The organism is Pseudoalteromonas sp. NSLLW218 (assembly GCF_015864775.1).
In the GTDB taxonomy this organism is placed as follows: Bacteria; Pseudomonadota; Gammaproteobacteria; order Enterobacterales; family Alteromonadaceae; genus Pseudoalteromonas.
In genome coordinates, this window is sequence record NZ_JADYWO010000008.1 from 181608 (window position 1) to 196246 (window position 14639).

Below are 14639 nucleotides of genomic sequence, written 5' to 3' on the forward strand. Positions count from 1 at the left end.
CTGGGTGCTCCTTATTGTTGACCTAACATAAAATCACTTGTTGCTTGATATGCGCTGTCGTTTCTATCGTAAACTTTTGCACCATCAACAAACACTTGTTCAGCTTTAGCATAAACACTAAATGGGCTTTGATTCCAAATAACCACATCGCCCTGCTTACCCGCTTCTAGTGAACCTGTTTTGTCATCAATACCTAACGATTTAGCAGCGTTAGCTGTGATCCATTTAATAGCGTGTTGCTCAGAAATATCAAAACCGTTTTCGTTAGCACGGTACATAACCTTGCCAGCTTCTTGGTTTAAGCGCTGAATAGTAGTATCTGAATCTGAGTGAACAACCGCACACGAGTTTTTAACCGCATCAACAATAGCTACGTTTTCTTGAACCATGTCGTAGGCTTCCATTTTAAAACCCCACCAGTCTGGCCAAAGTGCAGCACACGAACCATTTTGGGCTAGTAGGTCAGCAATTTTATATGCTTCTACACCGTGATGGAATGTGCCCGCGTCGTAATTAAATTCTTTTGACAGGTCAATCATCATTGCCATTTCTTCAGCTTTATAACAATGATTATGGATACGCACTTCGCCCTCAAGCACACCGCGAAGTGTATCGTGTTTAATGTCACGTACTGGTGCTTCTGGGTTTAAACCGGCTTCATAATCTGCATCGTATTTATCCCACGCGCGTTTGTATTCAGCGGCTTCAGCCCACGCCATACGGTAACCAGCCATATTACCCATACGGGTTGAAGGCAATACCCCTTGACGACCATAAACACGTTTAGGGTTTTCACCACACGCCATTTTTAAACCGTATGGCGCATCAGGAAACTTCATACCTTGCATAGTATGTGCAGGGACGTTTTTAAGCGTAACGCCGCGTCCACCAAATAAATTAGCTGATCCTGGTAAAATTTGCAGAGAAGTAATGCCGCCTTCACGTGCACGATTAAAGCCTGGATCTTGTGGCCAAACAGAATGCTCAACCCACACTTCTGCAGTGTTAGGGCTTGTCATTTCGTTACCATCTTGATGCGACTCAACCGATGGGCTTGGGTAAGCGCCTAAATGTGAATGTACATCGATAATACCTGGTGTTACCCATTTGCCTTGTGCATCAATTGTAAGATCAGCAGTCGCAGTTAAGTCTTTACCGACTTGTTGTACTTTGCCGCCAACAAGTAATACATCAGCATCATCTAAACGCTCACCAGTACCTGTAAGTACTGTTGCATTTGTAATAAGTGTGCTTGATGTAGAAACGGGCTGATAAGTACTTGGATAAGGATTTTTGTTGATTGTTATTTTATCGTCTTGCGGGCCATTTTCTTGGCAACCGACAAGTGCGGCAGCTAAGCCAACCGCTAATAAAGAAGGTGCAAATTTTTGCATGTTGTTTGGATCTCCTGTTTTTTTGCTACTTTAGCGAAAGCTAAGGAATAAAGCCAAAAAAACAGGTGAAAACGCAGTTAATTAAGATGAATTTCTGTAATTATTTCTTTATATAATTGTTATACAACTTTTCAAGCGCACCTTCGGTTGTAAGCGATGGATCTTTGCTAATAAAGTGCTTAACCGTACGCGTTACAAAATCAGAGTTTTGCTTATGTAGCTTAGAAAAATCTTTAATAAGTGTATTACCGTCTTTGGCTGCAGTTACTTTGTCATGTCGGTGGCGATACTGGCTCAATGCTTTATTAAAATCACCTTGGTAGTCTTCAACCAAAATTTTATAAAAGTCACTTTTTTGTACGTTTAAATCGTTAATGCAATAATTTAGCGCCTCTTTAAAGTCGGTAAATATCATGCCCTCTACATCAAACTCTTTCGTTTTTTCACGCACCGCGACTTTGGCATCTTCTGTGGCATAGCTAAAACCCGTAAACGCTAAACGCTCAGCGGCTTCTTTTCCTAATTTCATACCCGCTGCAATACTATGCGCAAACTCGTCGCTCATGTCGCCAAGTTCGTTTTCTTCCCACATGTTATAAACACGCAGTGGTTTTGCATATTTGGTGGCGAGCTTTTTTTTCATTTTAGTAAAGCGCTCATCAATCGTCATCAGCCTTTCGTTATGTAAAAGTGCATGGCACTCATAACACGCCGCAATAGATATAAAGTCAGCCTCTTCACCTAAATCAACAATGCTTTGTAGCATATGCAGCGGCGGACAATGGTCGCGCTCTGTCGCTTCACAGCCACAATAAAAACACTGGTTAAAATGCTGCTGATCGCAAGCGTATGCTTGCTGATAATAACTGGCTAACGTTTTGCTCACCGTTGCTCCTAAAAAACACGACTAAATTATGGGGGCGATAATAACAGCCTGAAAAAATATGTCAGCCGCAAAAAAGCATTTAATTTAATTATTTTACAGATATCACTTAACACAAAACAGCGCTTAAATAAGCGCTGCAATTAAACCAAACAAACCACCAAACACACCGCCCCACACTACAAGCCAGCCTAAGTGCTCGCGGATCATGGTTTGAATAATCTCTTTAACCATTTTAGGGGTAAGCTCATCTAGGCGCTCATCTACTAATTTAAGTACCGTTTTATGTAAACTCTCAGCACTATTACCTTGTGAAAGTGTTTGGGTTACTAATGCTTTAAAGTCGTCAGTTTGAGAGATTTCACCAAGCGACAATTGCATTTTTTCAATAAACTTTTCACGCATTGGCTCTATTGCCGCTGTGCCGCCAAACATACCTAACATGCTACCAAACTGAGATTCTTCAATAACGACAAGTAAATTGTCGAATGCAGGGTTTAAATCAACATTACTAATTATTGGCTCAAAATCGATATTAGGCTGCGCTTTATTGAGTAAATTATTAATTTTTTGCTCTGAAAAAAACTCCGTTAATATTAGGTTTCGTATAGCGACTTTAAAGCTTTCAAACTTAAGCGCTATAACGCCTGAGCCATATAAAAACGGGACTTTTTCGAATAACATATGAATAGCTAATAAATTAGTTACCGCGCCAGAAAGTGCAAATAAACCAACAGATAACACAATTGCTTGGTTAAACATAAAACCAACAACAACACATAAACCCGCTAGCAAATTGGTTATTAAACTTTTGTTCATTTTTACTCCATTACAGTCGTTGTAATTATTTATTTAAACCTAGCCGCCAATTTTACAACGATTAGATTGTTAAATTAATCTCTTTTTGCCATAGTTTAAGTATCTGTTTAAAAGGTGAACAATTATTATGTGGAAAACAGTAAATGAGCACATCAGCCAAGCTATTAATTTTGACTTTAAACACACCTATAAACGCCAATTACAAAGTACAAATACCGACAAACTATTTCATATTACCAATGGTACGCATAACTTCTTCGTTAAAATAGCATTAAAAAGCGAACTCGAGCGTTTAGAAAGTGAATTTATTGGCTTAAAGCTTTTGGCGCAAAATAGTAATTTTAAAGTCCCTGAATGTATTACAACCGGTGCAAATATAGAGTTTTCATTTATTGTTTTACAGTGGCTTATTTTAGATAAACAACCCCACAACACGTGGGCAACTATGGGAAGCAGCCTCGCTAAAATGCATCAAAAACACGACCAAGCCATGTTTGGCTTTGATGTAGACAATTACATAGCCACTACCATACAACCCAACCGATGGCACAAAAAATGGGATGTATTTTACGCCGAAGAACGTATAGGGTGGCAATTACAGCTACTCGCTGAAAAAGGCATTAACTTTATTGAACCCGAGCGCTTAATTAATACCGTTAAAGAACAGCTGCACAGTCATCAAGTTGAGCCTTCATTACTACATGGCGATTTTTGGCGTGGAAATATGGGCTTTTTAAAAGCAGAGCCTACGGTATTTAACCCAGCTTGTTATTATGGTGATCGGGAAGTCGATATTGCAATGAGCGAACTATTTGCGCCACTGCCAAAAGACTTTTATAGCGCCTATAACCAGCACTACCCGCTTTCTCAAAATTACGAAAAACGTAAGTTAATATACCAGCTATACCCTATTTTAAATCACGCTAACATCTTTGCCGGTCACTATCTTACTGAAGCTAAACAACATATAGAAAAGCTGGTGTTTGAAGGTATAAAATAAGTGTCATAAGCTGCATTTCAGCACTATATTTAATGAGTAAGTAGGTGTTCATCTGTAAGCGATTAAGTTGAATCTAACTTAATTATTTATAACTGGAGTGATTATGAAAGATTTTTTATCACAACGAATAACGTGCCCACACTGCGGACACCATATTCATTTAGACCTAGACGCTAGCAGTGGCGATCAAGACTATATAGAAGATTGCACTGCCTGCTGTAACCCAATTCATTTAAATATGCATATTGACCATGCTAACAATAAATTAGAGCTACACGTAGACAGTGATGACGAACAAATATTTTAACTTAAGCCTGATGGCGTAAGTAGTTTTCTACCGTATTTACAATAGTGTAAGTTTGCTGATCAACTTCAATATTAAACTTGTCACCCACTTGCGCTGCACCAATGTTTGTAATGGCGAGCGTTTCCGGAATTAGGTGTAACCAAAAACCTTGTTCATCAACTTCGCCCACGGTTAAGCTTGCGCCATTTATCGCAACAAACCCTTTATACAACACATACTTTTGCCATTCTTTTGGCAGGCTTAACTGAATTTTACAGTTATTCTCAAGCTTCACTATTTGAGAAATTTGTGACGTACAATGAATATGCCCAGACACTATATGCCCACCTAGCTCAGTACCAAACGTAACAGAGCGTTCGTAATTAACTAAACTACCTAGCTCAAGCAGCCCTAAATTAGTTAGCTTTAGAGTTTCGTCAATCACATCAAAATGAACTTGCGCCACCACATCGTGATTACTTAGCTCAACTTGCACAACTGTTAAACAACAGCCATTAATAGCAATGCTTGCGCCTAAATCTAAATGCTTAACGTACTCATCGCTTACCGATACAACTAAGCGTAAAACACCGTCTGTTTGAGTTTTTGAGACCACGGTAGCTTGCGTTTGCACTATTCCTGTAAACATAAAATCACTTTAAATTATTACAAAGTGCTAGTTTAACGTATCAACTCATAAAATCATTCACTACTGTGATTTTTATTTAAACCCCAATAGATTACAATTACGCCCTATTTTATCAACTAGCTGTTTTTATGACCTTTTGCAATTGGGAAGCCAAGCGTTTACTTTCCCTCGCTTTACCTGTTTTTTTAGCGCAAGTTACACTTATTTTAATGTCGGTCGTCGACACAATTATGGCAGGCCAAGTTAGCCCTACTGACTTAGCTGCACTTTCTATTGCAACAGGAATATGGAACCCATTATTACTTGGCCTTCAAGGTATTTTATTAGCGCTTACTGGTATTATTGCGCAGTTTTCGGGCAGTGATGACCGCAAAGGCATTAGCCACTATTTTCAACAGGCGCTTTATTTGACCGCTATTTTGAGCTTTACAGGCTTTGGAATTGCCCATTTAGCAGATGCTATTATTTTTAAGCTCGATACAACGCCTGCTATTGCAAGCCTTGCTATTGACTACATCCACTTTGTGAAATGGGGTGTATTTGGATTTTTAATTTTTACGGTATACAGAAACGTTACCGAAGGCATGGGAATGACCAAGCCCGCGTTTTACATAAGCCTATTAGGTTTAGCTGTTAATATTCCGGTAAATTATATTTTCATAAATGGCTTATTTGGTTTTCCTGCTTATGGCGGCGCGGGCTGTGGTATTGCAACAGCCATTGTTTTAACTGTTATGGCAATAGCACAAGTCACTTACTGCCAAATAAGTAAAAAAGTAGATGCTAAAGGCCTGCTTTCATCATTCGAAAAACCTAATTTCACTACCATTGGTATTATTACTAAGTTAGGTATACCAATTTCACTAGCCACCTTTTTTGAAGTCACTTTATTTGCGTGTATACCGCTATTTATAGCGCATTTAGGTGCAGTAGCTATATCTGGACATCAAATAGCAGCCAGTGTAACTACATTGCTGTTTATGATGCCGCTGAGCCTATCAATCGCTATCAGCATTCGTATAGGTAACTTATACGGCCAAAAGAACATGACTCAATTAAAAGTTGCGGTTTCTACCAGCTATATTTTAGCCATTGCTGTGGCGTTATTTTTAGCGCTTATTACGTTCACCGGTCGTGATTTAATTAGCCAACTGTATACCGACAGCCCCGCTGTTATGGCATTGGCTTCATCAATTATGATTTTAGCGTGTATTTACCAATTACCTGATGCATTGCAAGTTGCAGCAAATGGCATACTTCGTGGGTTAAAATACACCACGCCTATATCGTATATAACGTTTATATCGTATTGGTTAATCGGCTTTTGTTTAGGTTACGTATTAGCAAGAACAGATATAATAGTGCCAGCTATGGGGCCACACGGTTTCTGGGCTGGGATAATAGTGGGACTTAGTGTCGCTGCTATTTTATTAATGCTAACGGTAAAAAAACGTTTAAAATATGAATTTTTTAAAATTGATGCACTCAATCAAAACTAATAAACTCAGCCTTAAAACATTACCAGCTGCAATGTTGGTAATGTGTTTTTTAACGCTTACTGGCTGCAGCAAACCACAAAGTAGTATAAACGCTACTTATATTGAACGCTTAAGTAGCACAGTTGATACAAGCACCACAGAGCCTGCGCCACTCAAGCAACTCCCCTTACTGCAGCCTCCCCCAATAGCACAAAGCGACCTAACACTGAGTATTGTTGAGCTTGCAGGCATTAGCCAATGTAAGCTAAACGTGCTTATAAGTGAGCACAATAACCAATTAGGAAAAACCGCCAGCGCTGCTGGGCAATTAAAATATCAAATAAACTTTATTAAAAGTGCGCAGGTTTGCTTGAACAGCCTTGATAAAAATAGTCCTAGTTACACAAAAATACTCGCAGCCAAAAACTACAAACAAATACACCTAATGCACTCTTTTAACGCCATGTTATTTAAAGAGCCAGAGCTTAATAAAACATGGCTGTTAACATCAAACGAGCTAAGTAACGAACCCGCTGGCTTCAGTGATACCTTGCAGGCGCTCAAACAACTTGTACTTATTAAGCAGCAAATTAACGCTAAAGAATTTAATAAAATTAATAGCGATTCTATTTTTAGTGCACTCGAGCAGCTTAATAAATTTCAATTTAACCAAGCACTCATTCAATCAGTCCGCAAGCAGGTAGTGTTAAATAACAACGCCACACAGCTTGTAAAAACACTAAACTTTAATACGTTGTGTCCTCAAGGTAAAAATAATAAAAATGCAAAAATCATAAGCAACGTATTCCAAAAGTTTTACCTAAAACAAATTCAGCCCTATCAAGCGCAATTAACTGGTTATCTAGAGGCACTACAACCGCTTTATAATGAGCTTTGGTTTAACGAAAGTATCTCAAGTCCTCAAATTAATAACTTAGTCAAAACGGGCTCGACAAGTAACTTACTGAACTTACTAAAAAGCTCAGCTAAAAAACATGTGGTTTGGTGGCAAGGTTTTTATAAAACGTGCGAAATAAGCCCAATATGAATAAAAAAACGGCAAATAAACTCAAAAACAACAAACTTGCTTGATTCACTAACCGCCACGCTATATATTAGCCGCCGTTGTTAAGCAATTAACACCTACTTAAATAAAGTAATACGACTGTAGCTCAGTTGGTTAGAGCACTACCTTGACATGGTAGGGGTCGGTGGTTCGAATCCACTCAGTCGTACCAACATTTAAGTAAAATAAATAAAAGTACATCTGAAGGAAAAAGCACTACCTACTCTTGATCACCCGGTCCAAGGGTCAGTGGTTCGAATCCACTCAGTCGTACCAACATTTAAGAAAAAAGTATCACTGAAGGAAAAAGCACTACCTACTCTTGATCACCCGGTCCAAAGGTCAGTAGTTCGAATCCACTCAGTCGTACCAACATTTAAGAATCCTAAAAAAATTGTACGACCGTAGCTCAGCTGGTTAGAGCGCTACCTTGACATGGTAGAGGTCGGTGGTTCGAATCCACTCGGTCGTACCAATTAAACTCGATATTTCAAACAGTTAAATTACCTATTCAATTTACTCGTTTAATTTTTTGTTGAAATTTAAATTCTTGGTTTTTTTATTATTCTGTATTCAAAATTTAAAAATAACGAGAGCCAAGCCTCAAATGATCATCCTAAAAACTCCAGTTTTTATCGATTTGTGCCCAAGCGCCCAAACCACTTTTTTAGCTCTTTAATCTTCCTCAAAATTAGACCCCTACCCTTACTAATTCACAAACATCAAATCACAAATTCCAAACCAAAAATTTCAAATCAGGTGACCACTAACCTAATATTTTCAGTGTCATTTCATGAAATATTCTATGACCTCTATTCCATAAACTGCTTTTGTGACTTGTTTAGACATCTGTGCCCACACAAGGCACAAATTCACTAATTAGTTGTACGCGGCGATATAACTTCAATAATATGAGCATTATAATAAGTATAATTGCCTTGATTAGGTGCAATTAGCCTAATTCACCTTAATCTGCATTTAGTTTATATTTAATCAACTCAACAGCATCACTAAGCAAGCTAAACCGAGACAAACAATCACTCTAAAGCTTTACCAAGAGCATGGTATGGGAGCGCTGTTTTTATAAAGGTATGTTTCATTTGTGCGCCGGTTTAAAGCGCTTAAGATTGCAAACCCACGACTAAATAAAAAGTTTATTGAAGAACATTTTTAAACTAATTTTATAAGGTAGCTATGTAAAGCCGAGTAGCAGAAAATTAGCTGCTTAGCAGCCAAAGGTTAGCTATAAAGGCCAGCATTCGAATAACTTGATGATGATGCTAATACTGAACGGTATAATAACACTGCTCTATACAGACCTGTAAGTAACATCATTTTGATAATACCGATGATTAGTAAAACCAAACAACCAAGTTATTATGGTTGTATTATGATTAAAAGTCTCACAGCAAAAATAAATGCAGATGTTAGCCTAACCTCTACTTTTTGTGTAATTAAAATTGGGAAGATGATTTTCAATTATATTTTGGTACTTGGAATTAATAAAACAAACGCCAAAACTATCGCTATAGTTTTGGCGCTTATTAAAGGGGTAATATTTACCCTTTCATTTGTTCAAGCTCTTTGCCTTTGGTTTCGTGAAAAAACTTAAATACAAATATAACTGAAACAAACGCGCAAAATGCGTAAAAACCATAAGCTCCAGCTAAACCAATACCGGTGAGCATTACAGGGAATGACCAGGTAATTAAAAAGTTAGCTATCCACTGGGCAAAGCCGGTAATTGCAAGGCCTGAACCGCGAATTTGGTTAGGGAACATTTCGCCTAACATAACCCACATTACAGGGCCCCACGATAGGTTAAAAAAGAACACATACGCATTAGCGGCTATTAAAGCAACCATGCCCTGTTCTCCTAATTCTAAGTTACCTGTTGAGCCAATATCTGCGTTTAAAAAGGCATAAACAATAACCGAAAGCGTCACTGTCATACCAATTGAACCGGTTAACAAAAAAGGTTTTCTGCCAATTTTGTCTATAAAATACATGGTAATAAACACCGCTAAAATACTTACAAAACCGCTTATTATATTAATGAGTAACGCATCAGACTCAGTAAAACCAGCTGCTTGCCAAAGTACCGCGCCGTAGTAAAAAACAACGTTAATACCGACTAATTGCTGAAATGTAGCTAAGCCAATTCCTATCCAAACAATGGGGCGTAAACGTTTTTTAGGTTTATCAATAAGATCAGATAATTTAGGTTGGTGTTTATCGCCAGCAAGCGACTCTGCTATTTCATTTAATTTAAGAGCGGCAGTTTCATCGCCATATAATGACGATAAAACACGTGCAGCAGCGCCTTTTTTACCAGCCATAATTAAGTATCGAGGGCTTTCGGGGATAAAAAATAAAGCACTTAAAAACAAGCATGCAGGTAATAATTCAACCTAAAACATCCAACGCCATGTTTCAAAGTCGAGCCAAAATAACGCCGTAGAACCGCCAGCCGTATTTGCTAAAAAGTAGTTACTTACAAATGCGCTAAACAAACCAAAAATTATAGCCACTTGTTGCAGTGTAGAGAGCGTTCCTCTGTATCGTGCGGGGGCAATTTCGCTAATATAAGCTGGGGTCATAACCGATGCAGCCCCTACCGCTAAGCCGCCTAAAATTCGATAAATCACAAATTCAAACGATGTGACTGACAGACCCGAACCCCAAGCACTTATAATAAATAAGGCTGCAGCAAAAAGTAAAATTGGACGACGTCCAAATTTATCAGCCAATCGACCTGCGCAAAACGCACCAATTGCACAACCAATTAGCATGCTCGATACGTTAAATCCCGTACCCGCACTACTGGAGCCAAACGCTGTTTGGAGTCCATCAACCGTGCCGTTAATTACACCGCTGTCAAAACCAAATAAAAAACCGCCAATGGTCGCAACAAAGCAAACCAATACTATTAAAAGTACATTTTCTTTCTCGTTCATAAGTATCCATATTGTGTGTTGTTGTTATTTTATATAGATTTTGAAGCTCAAAAGGGTGTGCTTATTTAGTTGTTTTTATTGGTTGAGCTTGATTCTCTTTCTATTAATTCAAAATCTAAAATATGTCTTAAGTCTAAACTTTTTACATTGCTCAAATCGTTATACTGTCCCGATGCAAGTAAAGTAATAGCAAGCTCAGCCATTTCATTAATGGGCTGTTTTACCGTAGAAATATTTGGCCACACTATGGTTGCAAGTTGCGTGTCATCAAAGCCGACAACCGACAGTTCGCTTGGAATATTAATACCTTGTTTTTGAGCTATTGAGATTACAGCGGCTGCCATATCATCGTTAGCTGCAAAAATAGCCGTTGGTTTATCATCAAGCGAAAGTAATTTTATTGCCGCTTCCATGCCCGATTGATAAGTAAAACTGCCCTGCTCTATATACTCAGGTGGTGTTATTATTTTATTAGAGCGCAGCGCATCTAAATAACCTTGGTAACGCAAACGGCTTACACCTTGTTTGGTGTCGCCAATAATATGTGCAATTTTGCTATGCCCTTGATTTATTAAATGCTCTGTAACATCAAACGCTGCTTGGTAATCGTCCATGCATATATAAGGGGATCGATTTAATTTTGTATCTGGCGTTATTCTTACAAATGGTACTTGTGCTTTAGTAAGCACATCTAAAACCTGTTCGTTGTCGCACATAGGAGGCAGTAAAATCATGCCATCAACCTGTGTAACATCAATAAGTTGCTTTACCGATTCAATTGTTTTGTCAATATCGCTATGCGCTTCGTCAACAACAAGGTGGTAGCCCAATGCGCGGCATTTTTTAAGCGCAGCCAATAAAAACTGGCTTATGTAAGAGTCACTTGGGTTATCGTACAAAAGTCCTAAAAAGAATGACTTAGTGCTAGCAAGGCGCCTAGCCGACACATTTGGTCTGTAATTTAACTGCTCAACAACCGCCATTACTTTTTCGCGGGTTTTGTCGCTTACTTTTTTGTCTTGGTTGAGCACGCGCGAAACTGTCATCATTGATACACCAGCCTGCTCGGCTACATCTTGTATTCTTGCTCTTTTAGGATCGGCCATTACTGTTATTACCTACTCACAATCAGTGGATTGTTATAATTAACTTTCTTAATTTTCATTATACATAATTGTAAAGCTTGATATTGTTTACAGCGCGTTTTAAATGATTACTTATTGACAAAGTCTTATACTACACCGAAAATGTTAGCGCTAACAACAAATTTATAGTATTCACACCCAATAATATAAAAAACTTAAAAAGGCCTATATTATGAGCATGCTGCAAAACCCAATTCTAAGAGGCTTTAACCCAGACCCAAACATTGTCAGAGTTAATAACGACTACTACATAGCCACCTCAACTTTTGAATGGTTTGGCGGTGTACAAATTCACCACTCTACCGATTTAGTTAATTGGCGAGTTATAGGTCAAGCGCTTAATACCGTAGAGCAACTTGATATGCGAGGAGTACCCGACTCTTGCGGTGTATGGGCACCGCAACTTAGCTACAACAATGGGCGTTTTCATTTGGTGTATACCAATGTAAAAAGCTTTGATGGCCCATGGAAAGACACGCCAAATTATTTTGTATCAACCACTGATATTACCGGCAACTGGTCACAAGCGACTTACTTAAATTCTAGCGGTTTTGATCCGTCTATTTTTCACGATGATGACGGTAAAAGTTATTTGCTAAACATGCTGGTTGATCACCGCGACAACACACTCTTTGGTGGCATAGTAATGCAAGAGCTTTGCCTAAAAACCAATAAGTTAATAGGCGATGTTAAACCTATATTTGCAGGCACAGAGCTTGGTTGCACTGAAGGCCCGCATATTTTAAAACGCGGCGATTACTACTATTTAATTACCGCTGAAGGTGGCACTGGGTATGAACACTGCATTAGTATTGCGCGCTCTAAAAACGTATTTGGCCCTTACCAAGTACACCCATACAACCCGGTTATTACAGCAGCCCACGAGCCGAGTAATGCGCTACAAAAATGTGGCCATGGAGATTTCTTTCAAACACAAACCGGTGATTGGTACACGGTATTTTTAACATCAAGACCACTGTCTGAGCGTGGCCGCTGCATTACAGGGCGTGAAACAGGGATTGAGCAAATAACCTGGAAAGACGATGGCTGGCCTTATGCAAAACACACAAATAAAGCCCCGAGAATACACGTACCCGTTGAGGGCTTAACGCCAAATCCACAGCCTCAACCCTCAACACATATTGATTTTAGTAACGATGGGCTTACTGTTGATTTTCAGTCATTGCGCATACCTATGTGCAAAAATTGGGTGTATAAGAACACCCAAAAATCATCGCTCACCCTAGTGGGAAAAGAGTCTTTAAACTCATTGCATCAGCAAAGTTTTATTGCCAGGCGTGTACAAGCTCATCATACTGTTAGCAGCACATGCGTTGATTTTGTGCCGAGCAGTTTTCAGCAAATGGCGGGGCTTGTATGTTATTACAACACCGCTCATTACTACTATTTACATATAAGCGGCGGCGCTGTAGGCGATGAAACCACACCACGTTATTTAAATGTAATAAGCTGCGATAAATACCAAACAAGCACGCCTGTTGCACCGCTTTTGCTTAAAACAAACAAGCCTGTTTACTTAAAAGCTGATTTTAATGGCGCTCAGCTGCAGTTTTACTACGCCACCGAAAAAAACCGCTGGATAGAGTTTGGCCCAGTGCTCGATGGCAGCATTTTATCTGATGATTACGTGCAGCAATCACCGCAAGGGTATCGACCGTGTTTTACCGGTGCTTTTATTGGTATGGCGTGCCAAGACTTATCGGGACAAAATAAAGAAGCTCATTTTTCATTTTTTAATTATGACGAACCTAGCGGCGAATAAATCGCCGCTAGTTAAGTTTATTAGTTGATTTAAAGCTGATATAAAACCATTCCAAAGCTTTTTAAAACTCACTTAAGACTCATTTAAAGCTCTTTTAAAATTCTCTTAAAACCATTTTAAAACAGGGCTTTAATACGCTCCATTTGCGATTGTAAAAGTAAACTTTGAGAGTGGCTCATAATGTCACTCTCTCGTTTGTTTTCGCTCAGTAAGCGCCCTACTTCTTGCGCTTCAAAACTGTAACCTTGTGACTGCCTGCCATCTTCAAAACGCTCAATTAAATCATCAAGCTCATACAAAGAGCACTCGTAAGCCCTAAATGCATCGGGTATTTTTATATAGCCTTTGTCACCAATAATATACGCACCATTCCCTAACCGGCATTGAAATGACGTTGCTAAGCTCACCATTACATCGCCACAATTAGCAGTAATAAGTACATCGTCTTCCACGCCCTTGTAGCGAATATTTGCTCTTACGTGTAAGTTTTCAAGGTCGTTATTTAAAAAGTAATTGGCAATGGCAAGCGGATAAATTCCCATATCAAGTAAACAACCGCCCGCTAAATCTGGGTTGTATTCGCGCCCGTCGGGGTTAAAAGGCACAGGATAGCCAAAGTCAGCTTTAACATGTTTAATATTACCAATTCGCCCTTGCTCTACCCATTTTTTTGCTTTTTGTATTGCAGGTAAAAAGTACGTCCACATGGCTTCCATTAAAAATACGTCATGCTGTTTAGCCAGTAAAGACAACTGCTTACACTCTTCAGCCGAGACCGTAATAGGCTTTTCGCACAATACATGTTTGCCTGCTTTAATAGCATCACTGGCATTTTTAAAGTGAAAGTTATGCGGGGTCGCAATGTAAACTACATCAACGTTTTTATCGTCAAATAATGCTTGATACCCTTCGTAGGCATTTGCCGCGCCATACTTGCTCGCAAAAGCGCTTGCATCTTCCCCACTTCTTGCTGCAACCGCGTACGCAACACCATTATTGGTATGTGCTAAGTCTTCACAAAATTGTGCAGCAATTCGGCCACAACCAACAATACCCCAGTTTATTTTTTTCATAGTGTTTCCTTATGATCTTAAAAAGAAATTTAAGTGAACTCCAACAACCAAGCAATAAACTTGCAAATTAATTGTTAAACATAGTTTAAAACTAGCTTGACTTAAC

Annotated in this window: 11 protein-coding genes, 2 tRNA genes and 1 pseudogene; 7 read left to right on the forward strand and 7 right to left on the reverse strand. The window is 38.9% G+C overall.

Going from position 1 to position 14639, the window contains the following annotated elements; translation table 11 throughout:
- Positions 1-11 precede the first annotated feature (11 nt).
- From I6E80_RS13975 to I6E80_RS13985, 3 genes are all read right to left on the reverse strand, one after another.
- Positions 12-1394: an amidohydrolase gene (locus tag I6E80_RS13975; RefSeq protein ID WP_197185785.1), complete on the reverse strand. Its 1383-nt coding sequence runs from the start codon at positions 1392-1394 to the stop codon at positions 12-14.
- 100 nt (positions 1395-1494) lie between these two features.
- Positions 1495-2280 (reverse strand): hypothetical protein, encoded by a 786-nt coding sequence (locus I6E80_RS13980; protein ID WP_197173556.1) that lies wholly within the window; start codon positions 2278-2280, stop codon positions 1495-1497.
- Positions 2281-2403: 123 nt separating this feature from the next.
- Positions 2404-3096 (reverse strand): DUF445 domain-containing protein, encoded by a 693-nt coding sequence (locus I6E80_RS13985; protein ID WP_197185786.1) that lies wholly within the window; start codon positions 3094-3096, stop codon positions 2404-2406.
- A 127-nt stretch (positions 3097-3223) separates the two neighbouring features.
- On the opposite strand from I6E80_RS13985, the gene I6E80_RS13990 reads away from it, so the two are divergent.
- Positions 3224-4096, forward strand: a complete 873-nt coding sequence (locus tag I6E80_RS13990; RefSeq protein ID WP_197185787.1) for a fructosamine kinase family protein — start codon at positions 3224-3226, stop codon at positions 4094-4096.
- A 103-nt stretch (positions 4097-4199) separates the two neighbouring features.
- Positions 4200-4403, forward strand: coding sequence for a CPXCG motif-containing cysteine-rich protein (locus I6E80_RS13995; protein WP_002962509.1), 204 nt, complete (start codon positions 4200-4202; stop codon positions 4401-4403).
- 1 nt (position 4404) lies between these two features.
- Here the strand turns inward: I6E80_RS13995 and I6E80_RS14000 are convergent, their stop codons facing one another.
- A complete protein-coding gene (locus I6E80_RS14000; protein ID WP_007585130.1) occupies positions 4405-5031 on the reverse strand; it encodes a riboflavin synthase in 627 nt (208 codons plus the stop codon).
- 128 nt (positions 5032-5159) lie between these two features.
- Between I6E80_RS14000 and I6E80_RS14005 the strand changes: the two genes are divergently transcribed.
- The 4 genes from I6E80_RS14005 (at position 5160) to I6E80_RS14020 (ending at position 8050) form a co-directional block, all read left to right on the forward strand.
- Positions 5160-6530 carry an MATE family efflux transporter gene (locus I6E80_RS14005; RefSeq protein ID WP_197185788.1) on the forward strand — a complete coding sequence of 457 codons (1371 nt, stop codon included), beginning with the start codon at positions 5160-5162 and terminating at the stop codon, positions 6528-6530.
- Positions 6493-7557, forward strand: a complete 1065-nt coding sequence (locus I6E80_RS14010) for a DUF3080 family protein (RefSeq protein WP_231616795.1) — start codon at positions 6493-6495, stop codon at positions 7555-7557. Before I6E80_RS14005 ends, I6E80_RS14010 begins: the two co-directional genes overlap by 38 nt.
- Positions 7558-7670: 113 nt before the next feature.
- Positions 7671-7747: transfer RNA gene (locus I6E80_RS14015), tRNA-Val, on the forward strand.
- A 226-nt stretch (positions 7748-7973) separates the two neighbouring features.
- A tRNA-Val gene (locus I6E80_RS14020) sits at positions 7974-8050 on the forward strand.
- Between the two features lie 1084 nt (positions 8051-9134).
- Here the strand turns inward: I6E80_RS14020 and I6E80_RS14025 are convergent.
- Both I6E80_RS14025 and I6E80_RS14030 read right to left on the reverse strand, forming a co-directional pair.
- Positions 9135-10532 (reverse strand): annotated as a pseudogene (locus tag I6E80_RS14025) (sugar porter family MFS transporter).
- Positions 10533-10597: 65 nt separating this feature from the next.
- Positions 10598-11638, reverse strand: coding sequence for a LacI family DNA-binding transcriptional regulator (locus I6E80_RS14030; protein WP_101163905.1), 1041 nt, complete (start codon positions 11636-11638; stop codon positions 10598-10600).
- Between the two features lie 211 nt (positions 11639-11849).
- On the opposite strand from I6E80_RS14030, the gene I6E80_RS14035 reads away from it, so the two are divergent.
- The gene (locus tag I6E80_RS14035) at positions 11850-13460 is read left to right on the forward strand and encodes a glycoside hydrolase family 43 protein (RefSeq protein WP_197185789.1); all 1611 of its coding nucleotides are present in this window, start codon (positions 11850-11852) and stop codon (positions 13458-13460) included.
- A 116-nt stretch (positions 13461-13576) separates the two neighbouring features.
- On the opposite strand, the gene I6E80_RS14040 is transcribed toward I6E80_RS14035, so the two are convergent.
- Positions 13577-14533 (reverse strand): Gfo/Idh/MocA family protein, encoded by a 957-nt coding sequence (locus tag I6E80_RS14040; protein ID WP_197185790.1) that lies wholly within the window; start codon positions 14531-14533, stop codon positions 13577-13579.
- Positions 14534-14639: the final 106 nt, after the last annotated feature.